Origin of the sequence: Nocardia inohanensis NBRC 100128 (genome assembly GCF_001612945.1) — a bacterium.
GTDB classification, from domain to species: Bacteria; Actinomycetota; Actinomycetes; order Mycobacteriales; family Mycobacteriaceae; genus Nocardia; species Nocardia inohanensis.
Genome location: NZ_BDBK01000005.1, coordinates 146,585 through 167,509 on the forward strand (window position 1 = coordinate 146,585; position 20,925 = coordinate 167,509).

The 20,925-nt window shown below is 68.3% G+C and carries 20 protein-coding genes; 13 read left to right on the plus strand and 7 right to left on the minus strand.

Features of this window, described 5'->3' with window-relative positions:
• Positions 1 to 84: 84 nt before the first annotated feature.
• Positions 85 to 1,527: an MFS transporter gene (locus tag NI1_RS13860; RefSeq protein ID WP_067819609.1), complete on the minus strand. Its 1,443-nt coding sequence runs from the start codon at positions 1,525 to 1,527 to the stop codon at positions 85 to 87.
• Between the two features lie 127 nt (positions 1,528 to 1,654).
• Here NI1_RS13860 and NI1_RS13865 point away from each other — a divergent pair, with 127 nt between their 5' ends.
• Positions 1,655 to 2,125 (plus strand): MarR family winged helix-turn-helix transcriptional regulator, encoded by a 471-nt coding sequence (locus NI1_RS13865; protein ID WP_067819612.1) that lies wholly within the window; start codon positions 1,655 to 1,657, stop codon positions 2,123 to 2,125.
• Between the two features lie 4 nt (positions 2,126 to 2,129).
• Here the strand turns inward: NI1_RS13865 and NI1_RS13870 are convergent, their stop codons facing one another.
• Together NI1_RS13870 and ctaD are read right to left on the minus strand one after the other, a co-directional pair.
• Positions 2,130 to 3,053 carry a quinone oxidoreductase family protein gene (locus tag NI1_RS13870; protein WP_067819615.1) on the minus strand — a complete coding sequence of 308 codons (924 nt, stop codon included), beginning with the start codon at positions 3,051 to 3,053 and terminating at the stop codon, positions 2,130 to 2,132.
• Between the two features lie 122 nt (positions 3,054 to 3,175).
• Positions 3,176 to 4,915, minus strand: coding sequence for an aa3-type cytochrome oxidase subunit I (gene ctaD, locus NI1_RS13875; RefSeq protein ID WP_084523159.1), 1,740 nt, complete (start codon positions 4,913 to 4,915; stop codon positions 3,176 to 3,178).
• A gap of 352 nt (positions 4,916 to 5,267) precedes the next feature.
• On the opposite strand from ctaD, the gene NI1_RS13880 reads away from it, so the two are divergent.
• Positions 5,268 to 5,666, plus strand: coding sequence for a hypothetical protein (locus NI1_RS13880; RefSeq protein ID WP_157535119.1), 399 nt, complete (start codon positions 5,268 to 5,270; stop codon positions 5,664 to 5,666).
• 57 nt (positions 5,667 to 5,723) lie between these two features.
• Here NI1_RS13880 and NI1_RS13885 read toward each other — a convergent pair whose 3' ends face one another.
• Positions 5,724 to 6,575, minus strand: coding sequence for an LLM class flavin-dependent oxidoreductase (locus NI1_RS13885; protein ID WP_067819628.1), 852 nt, complete (start codon positions 6,573 to 6,575; stop codon positions 5,724 to 5,726).
• A 191-nt stretch (positions 6,576 to 6,766) separates the two neighbouring features.
• Between NI1_RS13885 and NI1_RS13890 the strand changes: the two genes are divergently transcribed.
• From NI1_RS13890 to NI1_RS13905, 4 genes are all read left to right on the plus strand, one after another.
• The gene (locus tag NI1_RS13890; RefSeq protein ID WP_157535120.1) at positions 6,767 to 7,525 is read left to right on the plus strand and encodes a HalD/BesD family halogenase; all 759 of its coding nucleotides are present in this window, start codon (positions 6,767 to 6,769) and stop codon (positions 7,523 to 7,525) included.
• Positions 7,526 to 7,615: 90 nt separating this feature from the next.
• Entirely contained in the window at positions 7,616 to 8,977 is a 1,362-nt protein-coding gene (locus NI1_RS13895; RefSeq protein ID WP_067819634.1) for a WS/DGAT/MGAT family O-acyltransferase, read from the plus strand.
• 9 nt (positions 8,978 to 8,986) lie between these two features.
• Entirely contained in the window at positions 8,987 to 9,772 is a 786-nt protein-coding gene (locus NI1_RS13900; RefSeq protein ID WP_067819637.1) for an RluA family pseudouridine synthase, read from the plus strand.
• 137 nt (positions 9,773 to 9,909) lie between these two features.
• Positions 9,910 to 10,689 carry a metallophosphoesterase gene (locus NI1_RS13905; protein ID WP_067819640.1) on the plus strand — a complete coding sequence of 260 codons (780 nt, stop codon included), beginning with the start codon at positions 9,910 to 9,912 and terminating at the stop codon, positions 10,687 to 10,689.
• Here NI1_RS13905 and NI1_RS13910 read toward each other — a convergent pair.
• Complete coding sequence (locus tag NI1_RS13910) at positions 10,670 to 11,737, minus strand: AraC family transcriptional regulator (RefSeq protein ID WP_067819642.1); 1,068 nt, start codon at positions 11,735 to 11,737, stop codon at positions 10,670 to 10,672. The genes NI1_RS13905 and NI1_RS13910 overlap by 20 nt on opposite strands.
• A gap of 93 nt (positions 11,738 to 11,830) precedes the next feature.
• Between NI1_RS13910 and NI1_RS13915 the strand changes: the two genes are divergently transcribed.
• The 5 genes from NI1_RS13915 (at position 11,831) to NI1_RS13935 (ending at position 17,513) form a co-directional block, all read left to right on the plus strand.
• On the plus strand, positions 11,831 to 13,282 hold the full coding sequence (locus NI1_RS13915) for a flavin-containing monooxygenase (protein ID WP_067819648.1): 1,452 nt from the start codon (positions 11,831 to 11,833) through the stop codon (positions 13,280 to 13,282).
• Positions 13,283 to 13,323: 41 nt separating this feature from the next.
• Positions 13,324 to 13,719, plus strand: a complete 396-nt coding sequence (locus NI1_RS13920) for a DUF4377 domain-containing protein (protein WP_084523161.1) — start codon at positions 13,324 to 13,326, stop codon at positions 13,717 to 13,719.
• A gap of 117 nt (positions 13,720 to 13,836) precedes the next feature.
• Positions 13,837 to 15,954, plus strand: a complete 2,118-nt coding sequence (locus NI1_RS13925) for an ABC transporter ATP-binding protein (RefSeq protein ID WP_218026745.1) — start codon at positions 13,837 to 13,839, stop codon at positions 15,952 to 15,954.
• Entirely contained in the window at positions 15,951 to 16,712 is a 762-nt protein-coding gene (locus NI1_RS13930) for an energy-coupling factor transporter transmembrane component T family protein (protein ID WP_067819650.1), read from the plus strand. Before NI1_RS13925 ends, NI1_RS13930 begins: the two co-directional genes overlap by 4 nt.
• A gap of 165 nt (positions 16,713 to 16,877) precedes the next feature.
• Entirely contained in the window at positions 16,878 to 17,513 is a 636-nt protein-coding gene (locus NI1_RS13935) for a DUF8020 domain-containing protein (protein ID WP_067819722.1), read from the plus strand.
• A 47-nt stretch (positions 17,514 to 17,560) separates the two neighbouring features.
• Here NI1_RS13935 and NI1_RS13940 read toward each other — a convergent pair whose 3' ends face one another.
• Complete coding sequence (locus NI1_RS13940; RefSeq protein ID WP_067819652.1) at positions 17,561 to 18,787, minus strand: lipase family protein; 1,227 nt, start codon at positions 18,785 to 18,787, stop codon at positions 17,561 to 17,563.
• A 269-nt stretch (positions 18,788 to 19,056) separates the two neighbouring features.
• On the opposite strand from NI1_RS13940, the gene yczE reads away from it, so the two are divergent.
• Complete coding sequence (gene yczE, locus NI1_RS13945) at positions 19,057 to 19,689, plus strand: membrane protein YczE (RefSeq protein WP_067819655.1); 633 nt, start codon at positions 19,057 to 19,059, stop codon at positions 19,687 to 19,689.
• Between the two features lie 70 nt (positions 19,690 to 19,759).
• Positions 19,760 to 20,197, plus strand: a complete 438-nt coding sequence (locus NI1_RS13950; protein WP_084523163.1) for a DUF4260 family protein — start codon at positions 19,760 to 19,762, stop codon at positions 20,195 to 20,197.
• Between the two features lie 45 nt (positions 20,198 to 20,242).
• On the opposite strand, the gene NI1_RS13955 is transcribed toward NI1_RS13950, so the two are convergent.
• Positions 20,243 to 20,869, minus strand: a complete 627-nt coding sequence (locus tag NI1_RS13955; protein ID WP_067819658.1) for a TetR/AcrR family transcriptional regulator — start codon at positions 20,867 to 20,869, stop codon at positions 20,243 to 20,245.
• Positions 20,870 to 20,925: the final 56 nt, after the last annotated feature.

The window sequence follows — 20,925 nt, forward strand, 5'->3', positions numbered from 1 at the left end:
GAGACCGGCGGATTGCGCAGGGCGCAAACACCTTAGCGACACCCCGCGCGTGGACAGTACCTCACCTTTGCCCGAAATTTGCCGCTATTTCACGCGCGCCGCAGCCGTGGGTTCCGGTTCTCCGGATACGGCGGGATTCTCCTTCCGATAGGGAATGAGCGCGGCAATGGCGGCGGCGGCCAGGGCGACGCCGCAGCCGATGAGAAGGCCGGTGCGGAAACCGGATTCGGTGGGAATCGGGTGACCGCCGAGGGTGGTGCTCAGCTGCGCGAGCACGGCGCCGATCACCGCGGCGGAGAAGGAGGTGCCGATGGCTCGCATGAGGGTGTTGAAACTGTTGGCTGCCGCCGTTTCAGAAAGCGGGACGGCGCTCATGATCAATGCGGGCATGGCTCCGTACGCGAGCGCCACGCCGATATTGCAGACGCAGACCGAGATCAGCAGGCCCCAGGTGGAGCCCATCAGCAGGGTGGAGACGCCGTACCCGGCCGACAGGATCACCGCGCCCGCCACCAGCGTCACCTTGGGGCCGCGGAGCGCGGAAAGTTTTGCACCCAAAGGGGATACGAGCATCATGACGATGCCGCCGGGCGCCATCCACAGACCCATGGCGAGCATGGACTGCCCCAGCCCGTAGCCGGTGGCCTTCGGCAGTTGCAGCAGCTGCGGGATGAGCAGCGACGCGGAGTACATGCCGAAGCCGAGCACCATCGAGGAGGCGTTGGTCAGCAGCACCCGGGGGCGGGCGGTGACGCGCAGATCGACCATGGGGTCGGTGACGCGCAGTTCCCACCACCCCCACAGTGTGAGGACCGCGATCGCGGCGGCGAAGAGGCCGAGAATGGTGCCGCTGCCCCAGCCCCAGGTCGCGCCCTTGGAGACGCCCAGCAGCAGGCAGATCAGACCGACCCCGAGCCCGACCGCGCCGACTATGTCGAAGCGGCCCTTGGCGATTACCGGGACATCCGGCACCACCGCGTAGATGAGGACGGCGATGAGCAGGCTCAGGCCCGCCGCACCCCAGAACAGCACGCGCCAGTCGGCATGCTGGGCGACGGCCGCCGCGATGGGCAGGCCCAGCGCGCCGCCGATGCCCATCGAGGCGCTGACCATGGCGATGGACGGGCCGACGCGTTCGGCGGGCAGCAGATCGCGCAGGGCCGAAATGCCCAGCGGGAGAATGCCCATGCCCATGCCTTGCAGCCCGCGGCCGATGATCATCGGCGCTACCGAGTCGGCCAGCGCGCACACCACCGAGCCCGCGATCAGCGGAACCGTGGAGACCAGCAGCATGAGGCGTTTGCCGTAGAGGTCGCCGAGCCGCCCCGCCACCGGCGTGGTCACCGCCGAGGCCAGCAGCGTCGCGGTCACCACCCACGAGGCATTGGAGCCGGAGGTGTGCAGCAGCTGCGGCAGTTCGCCGAGCAGCGGCACCACCAGGGTCTGCATGACGGCGGCGATGATGCCGGCCAGGGCCAGCACGCCGACGATGCCGCCGGGCCGGGCGGTGGATGTGGACGCGGCCACGCGCTTCTCCTCACGTTCGAGATCAACGCATGTGTACGATACATATGATGTGCATCATGCACATAGAAGGTGTGACCCGGGTCACCTGTGGTAGACAGATTCCCGCAGGTCGCGACGGAAGGACGGCATGGACAAGCCCGAGGGATCGGCCGAAAAGCCAACGGCCCGGGTCGAATTCGAAACCATGCTGCTGGGCCGGTACACCATCAGCGCGCGCTACACCCGGGACGGGACCCGGCTGGATCGCAGCGCCTATGTACTACTGAGCCGGTTGAGCACCGAAGGGCCCATGTCCATCGGGCAGCTCACCGAGGCGTTCGGGCTCGACGCCTCCACCCTCAATCGGCAGACCGCCGCCCTGCTGCGCGCCGAATTGGTCGAGCGGATACCCGATCCCGACGGCGGCATCGCCCGCAAATTCCGGATCACCGCCGCCGGGGAACGCAGCCTGGAGGACCAGCGGACCGCCAATACCGAAGGGCTGGAACGGGTCATGACGGCCTGGTCGGACGAGGATATCGCCGCCTTCGCCGGATATCTCGAACGGTTCAACACCGATATCGAACGCCTCGACGGGCGGCCCTGGCCGCGACGCTGAGCCGTCACCGCGCGAGCACCGCGGCCGTATTCACCATCACCCGGCCCTGATTGCGCCGCGAGCGGACGAGTTCCACAGCCGCATCGAGGTTTTCGAGCGGCAGCACGGTGTGGCGCGGGCGCAGGCGACCGGCCGCCAGCAGCTCCCAGAGTTCGGCCCGCCAGGCATCGAGCTGGTCGGGGCGGGTGCGGCCGAACCGGCCGATCGAGAATCCGGTGACGGTCTTCAGGTCCGCGAGCAAGGTTCCGGCGTCGAGCGTGCCGCCACCGGCGCTGAAGGCCACCAGACGGCCTTGCGGCGCAAGGGCATTCACGCCGGCCTGGAGGATATCGCCGCCGATGCCGTCGAGCACGGCATCGACCGGCTCGCCCCAGGGCTCGGCATAGGTCACCACGGCATCGGCTCCGCATTCGCGCAGGAATCCGGCCTTACCGGAAGTGCTTGCGGCGGCGACGATCCGGGAGGCGCCGAGCGCGCGGGCCAGCTGCACCGCGAGATGCCCCACCCCGGAGGCCGCGCCGGTGATCAGCACCGATTCACCGGGCTGGAGCCGGGCCGCCTCGACCACCCCCAGGGCGACCAAGCCGCCGCGGACCACGGTGAGCGCATCCGCGCCGTCGACGCCGTCCGGGATCTCGGTGAGCAATTGCGGTGCGGCCAGGACGTACTCGTCGAATACGGCCTCGAAGACCACGCCGCCCACGCGCTTTCCGATCCAGTCGGGCGAGACGTCCGGGCCGACGCTCACCACCGTGCCGACCAGCTCGCCGCCCGGCGCCGGGACATCGCCGGCGTTCAGCATGCGCACCAGGCCCAATCCGATGCCGGCCAATTCGGTACGGACCAGCAGTTGCCCGGACGCCGGCGCGGGCCGGTCGGCATCGGTGGTGACGGCCGCGGCGCTACCGGTGAATCGAATCTTGCGCATGAGCGGCCTTTCCCGAACTAATTTATGATTGACCTAAAGTTAGGGCTGGGCAATTATGTGCGTCAAGCACAAAAAAGCGGCACCCGTCCGAAGACGGGTGCCGCCGACTGATCCGCGAGGCGCTAGCTGGACGCCTTGTCGTACTCCACCACCGAGTGATGGCTTCCCGAACCCCAGCCCACGTGCGCCTCCGCCCGCATCCGATCGACCATGTGTGGGTAGTGCAGCTCGAAAGCCGGACGCTCCGAACGGATCTGCGGCAGCTCGTAGAAGTTGTGCCGCGGCGGCGGGCAGGTGGTCGCCCACTCCAGCGAGTTGCCGTAGCCCCACGGATCGTCCACGGTCACCACTTCGCCGTAGCGGTAGGACTTGAAGACGTTCCACACGAACGGCAGCACCGACGCGCCCAGGATGAACGAGCCGATGGTGGAAATGGTGTTGAGCGTGGTGAATCCGTCACCGGGCAGGTAGTCGGCGTAGCGGCGCGGCATACCCTCCGCACCCAGCCAGTGCTGCACCAGGAAGGTGGTGTGGAAGCCGACGAAGGTGGTCCAGAAGTGCCACTTGCCCAGACGCTCGTCCAGCATCCGGCCGGTGATCTTCGGGAACCAGAAGTAGATGCCCGCGTAGGTGGCGAAGGCGATGGTCCCGAAGAGCACGTAGTGGAAGTGCGCGACCACGAAATACGAGTCGGAGACCTGGAAGTCCAGCGGCGGGCTGGCCAGCAGCACGCCCGTCAGACCGCCGAAGAGGAAGGTGACGATGAAGCCACAGGCCCACAGCATCGGCGTCTCGAAGGTCAGCTGACCGCGCCACATGGTGCCGATCCAGTTGAAGAACTTCACTCCCGTCGGCACCGCGATCAGGAAGGTCATGAACGAGAAGTACGGCAGCAGCACCGCACCGGTGGCGTACATGTGATGCGCCCACACCGCGATGGACAGCGCGGCGATACCCAGCGTCGCGTAGACCAGCGTGGTGTAACCGAAGATCGGCTTACGCGAGAAGACCGGGAAGATCTCCGACACGATGCCGAAGAACGGCAGCGCGATGATGTACACCTCGGGGTGACCGAAGAACCAGAACAGGTGCTGGTAGAGGATCGCGCCGCCATTGGCCGGGTCGTAGATGTGCCCGCCCAGATGCCGGTCGTAGGCCAGGCCGAAGAGCGCGGCGGTCAGGATCGGGAAGGCCACCAGGATCAGGAAGCTGGTCACCAGAATCGTCCAGGTGAACACCGGCATGCGGAACAGCGTCATGCCCGGGCAGCGCAGGCAGACCACGGTGGTGGTCATATTGACCGCGCCCAGGATGGTGCCCAGACCCGAGACCGCCAGGCCCAGGATCCAGAGATCGGCGCCGACGCCCGGCGCGTGCACGATGTCCGAGAGCGGGGTGTAGGCCGTCCAGCCGAAGTCGGCCGCACCGCCCGGGGTGAGGAACCCGGCCGTGGCCATGGTCCCGCCGAACAGGTACAGCCAGTAGCTGAAGGAGTTCAAGCGCGGGAACGCCACATCCGGTGCGCCGATCTGGAGCGGCAGAATGTAATTCGCGAATCCGAAGACGATGGCGGTCGCGTAGAACAGCAGCATGATGGTGCCGTGCATGGTGAACAGCCGATTGAACTGCTCCGGGGAGAGGAACTGCATACCCGGCCGGGCCAGCTCGGCACGCATCAGCAACGCCATGATGCCGCCGATCATGAAGAAGGTGATGGCGGTGGTCAGGTACATGATGCCGAGCATCTTCGGGTCGGTCGTCGTGATCGCCTTGTAGAGAAATGACCCCTTGGGCCCCGTTCGAGGCGGATAGGGCCGGACGGCCTCGAGGTTCTGTTGGGGCTTTGGAGCTACGGCAGTCACCAATCCTCCTTGGGAGGTTTCCGGTCCAGCTGTCCGATAAATGGGGCCATAGAACGGCGCACAGCGTACACACAGCAAATAGATCTTCGCCGAAAACACTCCGGGCCGGAGGGATTGCGGCCGAAATGAAAGTTGTCAGGTCATCCGCTCGTCCGGAGCGGAACCATTGGCCGAGCTGTCACAGACGGTTATGGTGAGACCCGGCGGCCGGCCCGGCAGGACCCGGACGTCGACCGTAATGTACAGAAGCTATCAAACCGACCGGGTGGAAACAGTTTTGGCGCGTTGTTCACCCCCGATTCATCCCCCGACATCATCGAATCCTCATAGGACCCGCTTCATTATCAGCACCATGAGTCGTTCACTACGCACCCGAATCACCACCGCGCTAGTGGTCGGCACCCTCGGCACCCTGCTCGCCGCCGGTGCGGCCACGGCCAACGGGGAACCCAAGGCGGTCATTCAGGGCCGCACCTCCGTCACCGCGCACGTCACCGGTGAGAAACCCGGATATCGCTGCCAGCTCGCGGGCAAGGATGTCGCCGGGCCGTGGGACACCGTCGGCTCCGACGGTTCGGTCTCGCTCACCCTCGGCGGCAGCCGGCCCAAGGGCAAACATCTGCGGGTCATCTGCGAGGACCCCAAGCGCGGGGACGCCAGCCTGCACACCGTGCGCGCGGATCGGGTGACCTACGACGGGGCGCTCTCCCCCATTCGGAAGATCATCAACAGCAAGCTGTTCGGCGGGTAGCAGGCCGGTCGCGGGGCCCCTCCCCCACACCCTCGTTGCCGAACTGGGCCGGGCCGCCTAACCGGCGCGGGCGGCGGCCACGGCGGCCCGGACGGCGGGGGCGGTCTCGTTGGCGAAACGGGTTGCCGCCCATTCGTCGTCGGGAGCCAGGGGGAGCAGGAATTCGCTGACGCCCGTGGTGAGCGCGAGCTCGGTGAGCTGCGGCGGGGGCATGACCGGGTCGATGACGTAGGCGCGGCGGATCAGGGCGGGAACGCGGCCCGCGTCGCGTGCGCCCGTGTCGATGGCGGCCATCAGGTGCGGGAGTTTTCCGGGCGGGGCGTAGCTGACGCCGCCGAGCCAGCCGTCGGCCAATTCGCCGGCCAGCCGCAGCGCGCGCGGACCGTAGACGCCGAACCAGATGGGAATGTGCTGCGGCGGCAGCGGACCGGGTTTCGCGCCGTCGAGCTGGTAGATCTCGCCCTCGATGACGGTGCGGTCGGACTCGCCCCACAGGCCGCGCAGGATGGCCACCGCCTCGCGCAGGCCGGTGAGGGCCTGGCCGGGTTTGCGATACGGGCCGCCCATGGCCTCGATGGCATCCCAGAAAGCGCCCGCGCCCAAACCGAGTTCGAATCGGCCGCCGCTGAGCACGGCCAGGGTGGCGGCCCCGCGCGCGAGCACCGCGGGCGGGCGCAGCGGCAGATTCGCCACCGCGGGCAGCAGCGTCAGATTGCGGGTGGTGGCGGCCAGATAGGACAGCAGCGTCCAGGTGTCGAAGAAGGCGGGCTGATAGGGGTGATCCTGGACGGCCAGCAGATCGAGGCCGGATCGGTCGGCCCGCTGCACCAGGCGCAGCAGCGCATGGTGGCGCGCCGCCTCGGGCGGAACGAAGATCCCGAACTTCAGTTCATGTCCGTAATCACCCATAGCAAACTTCAAGTTACGCCTGCTGACCTGGCCTTCCCGCCAAGACCCCTGTCGGGGCGGCGAGTCATCAGGGGTATACACCTCGTCATTCCGGGAGTGGGGGCTACAAGATCACGGACCGCCGCCCGATCGTGATCAATCGGGAATTCGATTCCATTGTCGTTGGCGGGCAACGAATTACAATCGATCTCGTGCAGCTATCGAGCACATTGGACACCGCCCGCAAGCACCTCGACGGCGTCGATCCCGCCGCCCTCACCCATGCGCGAGATCGTCTGGCCGAGACCGGAATCGCGCGCCTGGGCTTCCTGCTCCCCTACCGGGTGAAACGCAGCCTGGCCGCCGAGGCGCTCACCCTGGTCGAGCATCACCGGAACTGGGAGTCCCCCGCGCCCGAGACCGAACCGGCCCGGCGGCGCGCAATCGCGGTGGAGCACAACGAGGTCACCGCGCGCGGCCACTGCATCCCCGCCCTCTACGACTGTGAACCCTTGCGGCACAAGCTCACCGTCATCGCGACCGAACCGGTACTACCCTGCCCCGCCCCGCGCCGCTTCGCCGTCACCCGCCGCCACCACGACGACTCCCCCACCCGATGGCATTGGGACGACTACGCTTTCACCCTGGTCCTGGTGGTGGAATGCCCACCCCTGGAAGAGGGCGGCTTCGTCCAGACCGTCCCCCACACCCGCCCGGACCGCCGGCACACCGAGATCAACCGCACCCTCACCCGCAATGCCATCCACTCCTGGGAACTCAACCCCGGCGATCTCTACCTGCTGCGCGCCGACACCACCCTGCACCGCGTGCACCCCTTCGACCACGGCCGCCGCACCACCATCCACATGACCTTCGCCTCCACCGCCGACCTGGAGCGCGAGCAAGCATCGAGCACACTTTCCTCAGGTTTATCGAACGCGCGTCGGGTTATGACGAATCACGCATACTGATAATGTGATTCACCGTTAACGCAGCGGGGGGCAGCGTCGCCGCACCGTTACCTCGCCCGGGCAGTTCTGCCCCACCGGTTAGGCGAACCGATGGACCTTCTCAATCCGCTCGACGCGATCTTCCTCGCGATCGAATCCCGTGAACACCCCATGCACGTGGGTGGGCTACAGCTGTTCGAGCCGCCCGCCGATGCCGGGCCGGAGTTCACCCACGACCTCTACCGCACCATGGCGGGGGCCACGGACGTTCGCACCCGGTTCCGGCGACGACCGAGCCGGCGGTTCGGTGGTTTCTCGACGCTCAGCTGGGATCACGCCGAGCATGTCGACCTGCACTATCACCTGCGCCGCAGTGCGCTGCCGTCGCCGGGCGGGCTGCCGGATCTGCTGGATCTGACCGAACGGCTGCACGGGATCCTGCTGGACCGGCATCGGCCGCTGTGGGAGGCGCGGCTCATCGAGGGGCTGGACGACGGGCGGTTCGCGGTCTACATCAAGATGCATCACGCGCTCATCGACGGCGTCTCGGCCATGCGGCTGTTGCAGCGCACCATGACCGACGACCCGCTCGACACCCGGGTGCGGGTGCCGTGGGGCGCGCCGGTGGTGGAGCGCGACGACAGCGTGACGCCGCCGAGCCAGCTCCAGCTGTTGCGAAAGTCCCTGCCGCGCATGGTGCGCAGCATCGGATCGGTCGCCGCGCCGTTGCGGGGCGCGCTGGACGGGCGGCTCACCATGCCGATGACCGCGCCGCGCACCATGTTCAACGTCTCCATCGGCGGGGCGCGCCGGATCGCGGTGCGGTCCTGGCCGCTGGAGCGGGTCAACGCGGTCCGGCAGGCCACCGGGGCCACCATCAACGACATCGTGCTCGCCATGAGTTCGGCGGCGCTGCGCTCCTACCTGGTGGAGCACGACGCGCTACCGGACGAGCCGCTGATCGCCATGGTGCCGGTGAACATTCGCAGCGCCGCGGAATCCGATGTCTCCGAAGGCAATATGGTGGCGGCCTGCCTGGCGAACCTGGCCACGCACCTGGATGATCCGGCGGCGCGGCTGGCGGCCATCAGCACCTCGATGCGCGAAGCCAAATCGGTCTTCACCCAGTTGCCCAAGACCGAGGCCATGCTGCTGTCGGCACTGCTCATGTCGCCGCTCGGGGTAGCGCTGGTGCCCGGCTTCGAAGCGCTGCCGCGGATGCCGTTCAACCTGGTCATCTCGAATGTGCCGGGCCCGCGCAAGCCGGTGTACATGCAGGGCGCGCGGCTGGACGCCAACTATCCGCTGTCGATTCCGTACGAATCGCAGGCCATGAACATCACCCTCACCACCAATGGCGAGAACCTGGACTTCGGCATCGTCGGCTGCCGCCGCACCGTGCCGGACCTGGATCGCTTCCCGGATCATCTGGAGAACGGGTTGGCCGAACTGGAGCGAGCGGTCGCCCACTAACCTGGCCGGGTGCATATTTCCTGGCCCGAACTGCGGAAACAGTGTCTCGTCCTGGAGGACGACGCGGTATTGGCATTGAACAAGCCCGCCGGGATCTCGGTCACCGGCGAGCGCCACGACACCGACATGGTGGAAATGGCCGCCGCGCAAGGCGAGACGCTGTACCCCGTGCACCGCATCGACAAGGTGACCTCGGGGCTGGTGCTGCTGGCCAAGGAGTTGCCGCCGCACGGTGAGCTGACCCGGCAGTTCAACAAGCGCACCGCGGACAAGGCATACCTGGCGGTCGTGGATGGCGAGCTGCCGGACCGCGGCGTCATCGAGCTGCCGTTGAGCGTGGGGCGCAAGAACCGGGTACGGATCGCCGCGCCGCGCGAGAGCATCCACCGTGACGGCGACGCCTGGCGGGTGGCTGCCCAGGATGTGCTGGCGGGCAAGAACTATCCCTCGATCACCGAATTCGCGACCGTGGCCCGCACCGGCACGCACTCGGTGCTGGCGCTGCGGCCGGTCACCGGGCGACGGCATCAGATCCGCGTGCACCTGGCCTGGATCGGGCATGCCATCGTCGGCGATCCGCTCTTCGACCGCACCGGCACTTTCCCGCGCACCCATTTGCATTCCTGGCGGCTGGGATTGGACGCGTCCTGGCGTCCCGGCGCCCGGCTCGAACTCGAAGCCGAACCCGGCCCGGACTTCTGGCGGCTCGGCGAATTCGAGATCACCGCCGCCCCGGAGCAACTGTTGAGCAAGGCCGCCGAGCTGATGACTCAGCTCACGCCCGGCGGGAACTGATGTGAAACCGCTATATTCGGTGGCGAGTCTCACCAAGACCGCATCGCGCCTGGTCATCTAGCCTCAGAAGCTGTGGCCGTTGGTGGCGGGTCACGTTCGGGCGCAATGGTGCGGCCCTTGACAGAAAGCGAACGTCGATGGTTCTGCTGGCACAGCTGAGTGACACCCACTTCAACATGAGCGCTCGCAACAACGAACGCGCCGAACGAGTCATGGCCTTCCTGGCCGAGCTGCCCAACCGACCCGACGTCATCATCGTCACCGGCGATATCGCCGACGAAGGCGATGTGGAGGAGTACCAGCAGGCGCGCGCCGCCCTGGCCGCCGACATCCCGGTGGTGATCCTGCCCGGCAATCACGATGATCGCGGCAATATGCGCAGCGTGCTCTTCCGCGAGGAGGCCACCTACGCCCCGATCAACCAGGTGCATCGCACCAACGGCGTCACCCTGGCCCTGCTCGACTCCAGCATCCCCGGCAAGCCCGAGGGCCTCCTCGACGACGAGACCTACGCCTTCCTCACCGACCTGCTGGCCGCCACCCCCGCCGACGACGTGGTGCTGATCGCCATGCACCATCCGCCGGTATCGGTGCGCTCCACCGTGGTCGACCCCATCCGGCTCACCAATCCCGAGCGCCTCGCCGAGATCGTGGCCGGCGACGACCGCATCCTGGCCGTCCTCACCGGGCATGTGCACGCGGGCCTGATGACCTCCTTCGCGGGCAAACCGCTCATCGTCGCGCCGAGCGTCTCCTCCACCATCGGCTGCGAATGGGAAACCGCCGCACCGGGACACGTCCCCATCGACTTCGCCCCCGACCCGTCGCTGATCTTCCATTCGATCCAGGACGGCCGGCTGCTGTCGATGTTCCGGCCCATCGCCATGGGCGGCTGGCTCAGCGAACCGATGGAGTGACCGCCTCGCGCCGGAACGCCGACGGGGTGGTGCCGGTCCAGCGTTTGAAGGCGTGGATGAAGGTGGACGCCTCGGCGTAACCCAGCCGGATCGCCACATCACTGACCGACAGCGGTGTGGCCGTGAGCATTTCCTCCGCGAGTGCGCGACGCACCTCGTCCAGCAGGGCCCGGTAGCTGGTGCCCGCGGCATCCAGGTGGCGGCGCAGCGTGCGGGTGCTCATGGCGAGATCCCGTGCCACGGCATCGATTCCGGCCGGGGTCGCGAAACCGTCCGCTCCGCCGCGGGGCACCAGGCGCTCGCGTACCTCGGCCGCGATGCCGGTGCGCGCTCGCCGCCGCGACACCAGCTCGCGGCATTGCGTCAGGCACATGGCCCAGGTGTGCTCGTTGGCCTGCGGCAGCGGGCTCTCCAGCACGGCCGGATCGAAGGTGAACAGATTCTGCGGCTGCTCGAAAAGCGGTGTCAGACCGTAGATCTCGAGGTAGGGACGCAGGTCGGCGGGGGCGGGGAAGTCGAATTCGGCGCGCAACGGCTCGACCCGATGCCCGAGCAGATCCGACAGCACCCGGTGCATCGCCGTCACATCCCGCTCCACCAGGAAGCGCCGCACATCCGCCGGAATCCGCTCGTCGTGAATCCGGGCCACGAACTCCCCCGGCTGCCACCGCGTCACCGGGATACAGAAGGTGAAGCTCAACTCCAGGTACCGCAGTGCGAAGGCGATGGCCTCACCGAGCGTGGGGCTGCTGACGCAGGCGAACCCGAAGATCCCGAAGGTGGTGATGCGATAGCGCTCCCCGACCTCCAGCCCGAGGTTCGGCCGATCGCCCAGCTCCCGCACCAGGTTCCGGATCACCGCGAGCTCGGTCCGGGCATCGATCTGCGCGTCCGGATCCGACAGCGCCTGCTCACCGAGCCCGCTGCCCTTCAACAGCGTGCTCACCGGCACCCCGTGCTCGCGGGCGTACCCGGCCATCAGCGCGACGCTCGCCACGCCACGCGGGAAGTCCCAATCCCGGATTCCGGCCTCCTGCACGGTGCTCATACCCAGATTATGGCCGAATTTCTCAATCAGGTCTCCCACGAAATCCGGGCGGCGCTCCTACAGTGGAGAGGACTTCGCTGTGAGGAGCGCCACATGCCGTCGATCATCATCATCGGTGCGGGATTCGGTGGAATCGGGATGGCTATCGAACTGCGGCGCAACGGTTTCGGCGACTTCACGATCCTGGAACGCGCCGCCGACCTGGGCGGGGTGTGGCGGGAGAACACCTATCCGGGAGCGGCGTGCGATGTGCCGTCGCCGCTGTACTCCTTCGCCAAGGAACCGAAACCCAAATGGCGGCAACGGTATTCGGAGCAGCAGGACATTCACGCGTATATGCGCGGGGTGGCCGAGCGGCACGGGCTGCGGGACCGCATCGTGTTCGGGGCCGAGGTGACCGAGGCCGAATTCGACGAGCGCACCGGGCGGTGGACGGTGCGGACCGCGGACGGGGTGGCGCGCACCGCCGATGTGCTGATCTCGGCGGTCGGGCAGCTGTCGCGCCCCGCCATGCCGGCGATACCGGGGGTGGAAAGGTTTGCGGGGCAGTCGTTCCACTCGGCGCTGTGGGATCACGAGGTGAAGCTGGCGGGGAAACGGGTGGCCTGCATCGGGACCGGAGCCAGTGCCATTCAATACGTTCCGGCGATTCAGCCCGAGGTCGAACGGTTGACGCTGTTCCAGCGGACGGCGGCGTGGGTGCTGCCGAAGTTCGACACCGATTACCAGCCGGTGCATCAGCGGGTGCTCGTTCGAGTGCCGGGAATGCCGGTGGCGGAACGCTTCTCGTGGTGGATGATCGGGGAGTTCGTGGCGCTGGGGCTGGTGGAGTTCCCGGGGATCGTGCGGATGGTGGCCGGGATCGCGGAGCGGCATCTAGAGGAGCAGGTGCCGGATCCGGAGCTGCGGGCCAAGCTGACGCCGGACTATCCGATCGGGTGTAAACGGGGGTTGTTCTCCAATGACTACTATCCGGCGCTGGCCGAACCGAATGTGACGGTGGAGACCACGCCGATCAGCGAGATCGTGCCGGAGGGGGTCAAGACCTCGGACGGGGTGGTGCACGCGGCCGACGTGATCGTCTACGGGACCGGGTTCAAGGGGACGGAGTTCCTGTGGCCCATGAAGATTCGCGGGCGCGGCGGGGTGCGGCTGGACGATGCGTGGGACGGCGGGGCGCACGCGTACCTGGGCATCACCGTGCCCGAGTTCCCGAATCTGTTCCTGGTGTACGGGCCCAATACCAATCTCGGGGTGGGGTCGATCATCTACATGATCGAATCGCAGGCCCGGTACATCCGGCACGCGGTGCAACTGCTGGCGGAGCGGCCGGGGCAGTATCTCCAGGTGCGGCCGGAGGTGGAGCGGGAATTCAACGACCGGCTCCAGGAGCGGCTGCGCCGGACGCCGTGGAACTTCTGCACCAGCTGGTATCGCACGGCCTCGGGCCGGATCACCAATAACTGGCCCGGCACCACCCGGTCCTATCGACGCCAGGTCCGCAAGGTCCGGCTCTCCGATTACCGACTCACCCGCGCGACATAGAAACCGGGGTTCACCGGCCCGGCTGTGGCATATTCGCGCACATGCGCACCCGCCTCCGGCTTGTTGCTCCGCTCGTGCTCCTGGCGTCGCTGCCGCTGGTCGGCTGCTCACCCGATCAGCACGCCGGCACCGCGACCTCCTCGACCATCCAGCCCGCGCCCACCGTGCTGGGGACCGAGCGGTTCGAAATCTACGTCGCCGATCAGGAAGCGCCGTGCACCGGCGTCGGGCAGATGTTCTGCCTCCAGGTGCGGCGCGATCCGAACGTCTCCTGGGAGTTGCACTACGGCGGCATCGAAGGATTCGAGTTCCAGCCGGGCTACGAATACCACCTGCTCATCGAGCAGCGGCCGTGGGAGAACCCGCCGCAGGACGCGCCCTCGGTGAAATGGATCCTGATACGGCAACTCTCCAAGGAGCCGGTCGGAACTCCGTAGGGGGGATTCCGGCTGAAACCACGCCGGAACGACGGGGGTTCGCGTGGGTCGACCTGCGAGTCGTGGCGACACGGCAGACTGGTGAGCGTGACCGATTCGTCCCGAGCCCGTGGCGGCATGCTCGAACGCCCGCCCGAGCCGGCTCTCCCGCACGGCCCGCTGCGCCCCATCGAATACGCCACCGCCGCCGTCATGGGCGGTGCGACCGTCGGGCTGGTGACGGTCGGGTCGCTGGTACCGATGGCGGCGGCCTTGCAGCTGGTGGCGGCGGTGCCGATGGGACTGCTCGCGCACCGGCACCGGCTGCGCGCGCTGATCGCCACCACCATCGCCGCGACGCTGGTGACCTTCGTGGCCGCGGGCATCGTGCCGGCGGTGAACCTGGTGAGCGTGGCGGTGCTGGGCAGCATTATCGGCATCGTGAAACGGCGGCACGGCGGGCTGCTCGCGGTGCTCGGCTTGTCGGCGCTGGCCGGACTGGCCGGGGCGGTGTTCTCGGTCGGCATGCTGCTGCTGTTCTCGAGGTCGCGGCAACTGGTATTCGACAGCATTCGCAATACCGCCAAGGGCATCGAGAATCTGGCGGCGCGGGCGTCCGCGCTGGAACCGCTCGGCAAGGGCGTCGCCGACCTCACCGAGATGGCTTTGCGCTGGTGGTGGCTGTGGATCGGCGGCGGACTGGTGCTGGCCATGATCGCCAGCGGGGTGGTGTCCTGGTTCGTGCTGGGCGCGGTGCTCGACCGGCTGGCCTGGCTGCCCGGCCGCGATGATCTGCTCGACGCGCCCGCCGACGACCGGCCGGTGATGCCCTTGCCGATCAGTCTGCGGCAGGTGTCCTTCCGCTATCCCGGGACCCGCGCCGACGCGCTCAGCGGGATCGATCTGACCGTGCGGGCCGGGGAGTTCGTGGCGGTGGTCGGGCACAACGGCTCCGGAAAGTCCACGCTCACCCGGATTCTCGCGGGCCGGCCACCGACCGGCGGCCGCGTCGATCGGCCGGGCGCGGCCGGGCTGGGCGTACTCGGCGGCACCGCAATGGTTTTGCAGCGCCCCGAGAGCCAGACGCTGGGCGTGCTGGTCGCCGACGATGTGGTGTGGGGGCTGCCGGACGGGGCCGCCGCCGCGGTGGATATCGACGGGCTGCTGACCGAGGTCGGGCTCGGCGGGATGGGCGGGCGCGAAACCGCGACCCTCTCCGGCGGGCAGCAGCAGCGGCTGGCGGTGGCGGCGGCGCTGGCCCGCAGACCCAGCTTCCTGATCGCCGACGAAGCCACCTCCATGATCGATCCCGAAGGGCGGCGGGAACTGGTCGCGCTACTGGCCGATCTGCCGCGCCGGCACGGGATGGCGGTGCTGCTGGTGACCCACCACGAGGCCGACGCCGCGGCCGCCGACCGGGTGGTGCATCTGCGGCAGGGGCGCATGGTCGATCAGCTGCCCGCCTGGCCGCGACCGGTGCACGATCCGCGACGCCGCCCGATGGGCGCCCCGATCCTGGAGTTGCGGGGAGTTCGCCACACCTACAACAAGGGCACGCCCTGGGAGGCTCCGGCGCTGCATGGCATCGATCTGACCGTGTATCGCGGCGAGACGCTGCTCATCGTGGGCGGCAACGGCTCCGGCAAGTCCACGCTGGCCTGGATCATGGCCGGGCTGACCGTACCCTCCGGCGGCACCTGCGAATTGGCCGACGATCGCGGAAATCGGCCGGTGCACAAGCACATCGGCAAGGTGCAGCTGGCCTTCCAGCACTCCCGGCTGCAATTGCAGCGGCAGACCGTGGGCGAGGAGATCGAGGACTGGGGCGGGCAGGGCAGCTCCGCCATCGGCAAGGCCCTCGACGCCGTCGGCCTGGATCGGGCGCTGGCGGCCCGGTCCATCGAGAATCTCAGTGGCGGACAGGCCAAGCGGGTGGTGCTGGCCGCCATGGTCGCCGCCCGGCCGCAGGTGGTGGTGCTGGACGAACCGCTCGCCGGACTCGATCCGGAGAGCCGCGCGAGCGTGGTGGAACTGCTTGCCCGGCTGCGCGATTCGGGGCATACGCTGATCGTCATCTCGCACGATGTGGGTGATGTGGCGGCGGTGTCGGATCGCATCGTGCATCTGCGCGGCGGGTTGATCCCCGAAACCGCCCACGCCGCAATGCCGTTCGCCACCGCACCGCCGTTCGCCGCCGCGCCACGGCTCGATCTGGGACCGGCGACCGGGCCCGAGACCCACGGAGGTTCGCGATGAGCGGCGTCGTACTGCGCGAGGTACCGGTCGACAGCCCGGTGCATCGGCTCTGGGCCGGTACCAAGATGATCGCGGCCTTCGCGATCAGCCTGGTGCTGATGGTCGCGCCGTCCTGGCCGGTGCTGGGAATCAGCATCGCATTCCTGGTCGCGGTGTGGTTGCTGGCGCGGCTGCCGCTGGGCACCCTGCCGCGCTTCCCGTGGTGGTTGTGGCTGGGCGTGCTGATCGGCGCGCTGATCAACCTGCCGATCGGCGGCACCGCGCTGCTGCGCTACGCCAACGTGCTGATGTTCGGATTCATCCTGCTGGGCGCGTCCTTCCTGATCGCCTGGACCACGCCGATGGGTGATATCGCGCCCGCGCTGGCCCGGCTCGGCAGCCCGCTGCGGCGAATCGGCTGGACCCGCAACGGGGTTCGGCACCGCGTCCCGGTGGACGAATGGGCGGTGGTGGTGGCGCTGACGCTGCGCGGACTGCCGCTGCTGCTGGACGAGATGCGGGTACTGCGGGCCGCCCGCAAGCTGCGGCCCAAAGGCGCACTGCTGCACCGCACCGCCGATCCGCTGGTCGACATCCTGACCGCGAGCATGGCGGTCTCCAGCCGCCGGGCCGGGGAGCTGGGCGAGGCCATCACCACCCGCGGCGGCACCGGTGAACTCACCGCCCGGCCCAGCCGTCCCGGGCTCGCGGACGCGGTGGCATTGGTAGTGGTGCTGGGAGTATGCGGGCTCGCGTTCGGAGTCGACCAGCTGATTTGATCGACACTCGAGTCGAAACTTATCCGGCTTGTCGGCACTTGGGTCTACGGTGAACAGTTGTAGAACGCGTTGCGATCCTGGGGTGGCCTGCACGTGGAAAAGGGAGGGAATCTTTTCGGGCCGACTCGGTGTTGCCGCCAGAACCTGATGAAGATTGGAAACTCCATGCTGCGCAAGATCACCGCTGTTGCCGCACCACTGGTCACCGCCGTAGCCCTCGCCGGATCCGGCGTGGCACAGGCGGATTCGGCCGTCCCCGAGATCGGGTACCAGACCCAGCTGGCCGGGACCACCGTCGTCACCACCCTCACCAACGGCGAGTTCGAGCTCGCCGGCGGCACCGTGAACGTCAAGGACATCGCGGGCAATACCGTGGTGAGCCTGCCGTTGGCCTTCCAGAGCGACGGCCTCGAGTACGCCATCCCGGCCGCGCTCGCCGACGACGCCCACACCCTGCGGCTCTCCCCCGCCAAGGATGTCGCCGCGGCCCGCCCGGCGTTGCAGCCGGTTGCCTCCAATGCCGAGAACCAGCGTGCGCTGACCAACTTCTCCAGCCAGTTCGGCATCGCCACCGCCATCGGCAGCTTCGTGGGCCTGGCCATCGGTGCGGCCATCGGCGCGATCGGCTTCGCCGGTGGCGCCTTCGGCCTGGCCACCGTGCCGGTCGCGGCGGGCATCGGCGCGATCATCGGCACCCTGGTGGTCGGCGGCCCGACGCTGCTCATCGCCGGTATCGACCTGATCAACACGCTGAACGCGGCGCCGGGCAGCACCCGCTGGGCGCAGCCGGGCGACAACTGATCGAGACCCGCTGGGGCGCACCCGATTCCCGGATGCGCCCGGCGGGCTCAGCGGATGGTGCAGCCGGTCGATGAGGGAATACCGGCGAATCTGTCCGTGAGAAAACCGATGGCCCCGAACGCCTCCACCGCGGCGGCCGGATTGTGGCCGGAGATGCCCGAGTGCACCGCGGTGAGGTTCGCGCCCAGCGCGCAATAACGGTTCACCAGCGCGGTATAGCCCGCCACGGGTATGACGTCGTCATCATTGGAGTGATACAGGTACAGCGGCACGTCCGGCGCGACGTCGCCCAGCTCCTGGCGCGCCGTGGTGGCCTCGAAGGTGGGGTGCCACAGCAGGTTCGACTCCAGCGCGAACTCGTCCACATGCCGCGAGTAGTAGCGCAGCACCAATTCGCTACCGCAGGAGTGCGATTCGCTGCTCAACAGCTCGCGACCGCTGTCGTTGAGCAGCTCCGGCAGGCCCGATCCGGGATCGTTGCGGGCCAGCGCGACCAGCATCAGAATCGACAGGCCGGTGGCCCAGCTGCCGTCCGACTTGCGGGCGATGGCCGCGATATCGGCCGGCACGCCGCCGGAGACCACGCCGGAGAAGAGCAGGTCCGGGGCGTAGGTGGCGCGCAGCTGCATGCCCCACAGGGTCGCGAAGGCCCCGCCCGAATAGCCCCACGCGCCCAGCGGCGTGGCGGCGGTGACGCCCAGCGGCGGGAAGTCGCGGGCCGCGCGGATCCCGTCCAGGACGCCGCGCCCGGAGGTCACCCCGTCGAAGAAGCGCGATTGCGGCCCTTCGTAATCCGGCACCACCACCGACCAGCCGCGCAGCAGCACCGCGGTCAGGAACGGGATGTCCAGCACGGTGTTCACGATCGAGAAGTCGAGCCCGCCGCGCAGCGCGTAGGACGGCGCGCACTGGGTGCCCAGGCTGTCCTCGGCCACCTGGTAGGCCAGCAGCGGCCGCGCGCCCGCGCCCAGCCACGGCGTCATCGGGGTCATGACGGTGGCCATATCGGCGATGGGCTCGCCCGCGGAATCGGTGCTGCGGTACTGGACCTGCCAGCCCGAGACCGGTAGCGGCAGGCCGAATACCGAGATGGGGCGGGAATCCAGCACCGCGCCGTTCGGCCGGTCCGCCAGGTCCGCCGGCGCGGCGTAGAACGGATCATCGTCGGGGTACGGGATATCCGCGCGGGTCGGGACCACCACGATGGCGGCCACCGCCACGGCCAGCACGGTGAGGGCCGTACGCCACCACGGCCGAAGTTCCTGCCACCGCATCGCGCCTCCAGCGTCGAACCAGCCGACGCTCCAGCAACACGGTTTGGCATATCGCGCCGACCACAGCTCCGGCGCATCGGAGCCATCAAACTACTGCCGGACATACCCGCTGGTCAACGCCTGCCCGCGCGTCGTTGCCACGGCGTTGCGAGCGAAAGGCATTGCGGCTCAGGCAAATCGGACAGACCGGTCGCTAGCCTAGCCGGGAACAGGCCAGCAATCGCCAACTGGCTCTGTTTCAGAAGTCCAGTCATCGCCATGCTGGAGCGATGTTGCTGCGCCGCCTGCTCGCCCTCTACGCCGGACTCTGGCTCTACGGCTTCTCCATGGCCGTCATGCTCCGCGCCGCCCTCGGCCTGGACCCGTGGGACGTCTTCCACCAGGGCGTCACCGCGCACGTCCCGCTCAGCTTCGGCACCGTGGTGGCGATCACCGGCGCACTGGTGCTGCTGGCCTGGATTCCCTTGCGGCAGTGGCCCGGTCTCGGCACCGTCAGCAATGTCGTGGTCATCGGCATCTCGGTGGATGTCGGCATTCGACTGCTGCCCGAGCTGGAGAATCTTCCGGTGCGCGTGGCCGCCATGCTCGCCGCCGTGCTGCTGAACGCGGTGGCGACGGTGCTCTACATCGGCGCGGGCATGGGTCCGGGCCCGCGCGATGGCCTGATGACTGGACTGGTCCGTCGCACCGGACGACCGGTCTGGCTTGTTCGTACCGGACTGGAAGCCACGGTGCTCGCCATCGGCTTCCTGCTCGGCGGCAGCGTCGGAATCGGAACCCTGGTGTACGCCTTCGGCATCGGTCCGCTCATCCAGCTGCTGATCCCCTTCGTCAATGGCCATCTACCCGGCTTCCAGCCCACGCCCGCACCGGATCCGGAGCCCGCGCTCACCGCCGCTTGACAAGCTAATGCCGTTAGCTTTACCGTTTAGCTAACGGCATTAGCCACGGTTCGAAGCACTGGAGCGCAGCATGACCACCATCGCCACCACCCCGGCCACCAGCACCGACACCCGTCCCGCCCGGCGCTTCGTCACCATCGCCCGCAAGCTCGGCTGGGCCGCCTGGACGCTGTTCCTCGCGGCGTTCGCGATCCTCGAGGGCGTCAAGCACGGCGGTGGCGCGTGGGCCGCGCTCGCCACCGGACTCATCGCACCGGATCTGACCTTCTTCGCCGCGATCGGCGCGAACGAACCGGTCGCGAAGGGGCAGCTGCCGCGAAAGGCGGTGCCGTTCTACAACTTCGCGCACCGCACCTGGATCCCCCTCGCCCTGGCCGTCGCCTACACCTGCGCGGCGATCGACTCCCCCGCGCTGTTCACCCTGCTGCTGGCCTGGATGCTGCACATCGGCATCGACCGCGTCGCCGGCTACGGACTGCGGACGGCAGCGGGCTTCCAGCGCAACTGATTCACTCCGACTCGATGAGCGGCAGCGGCCGGAAGCCGCTGCCGCTCATTGCTTTTGCGGCGCGTCCAGGATCCCCGCGAACATGCGGGTGATGCGTTCGGTCAGGGCCTGCGAGGTGGTTCCCATTTGGGCCGAACGCAATTCGAACTTGCCGTCCAGGGTGAGCGAGGCCAGGCCGTGCGCCATGCTCCACCAGCCCAGTGCGAGGGTCTCGGCATCCTCGGCGGTGAGCGAACCCGCCCGGGTGGCCACCGCGATGGCATCCTCCAACTCGGCGAAGGCGGCATCGCCCGCGACCGCGGTCGCCGGATTCTTCTCCGGCCGCACCAATTCGGGCCGGAACATCAGCCGGAAGCGAGCCGGGTGCTCGCGGGCGAAACGCACATAGCTCTCGGCCATGGCGATCAGGGCTTCCCGCGGGTCGGCGGCGGCCGCGCGCGCCGCGATCATCTCGGCCCGGAGCAGTTCGTAGCCCTCCGCCGCCAGCGCGGCGAACAGCGCGGCCCGGTCCGCGAAGTGGTGATACGGCGCGCCCGGACTGACACCGGCCTCGCGCGCGACCCGGCGCAGGCTCACCGCCGCCAGCCCCTCCGATTCGATCAACTGCAATGAGGCGCGCAGCAGTTCGGCCCGGAGATCTCCGTGGTGGTAGCGGTCCTTGGTCGGCGGCATGGATTGAGCGTAAAGGCTTGACGAACCACACCCTCGATATCTATACATTGTTTAGA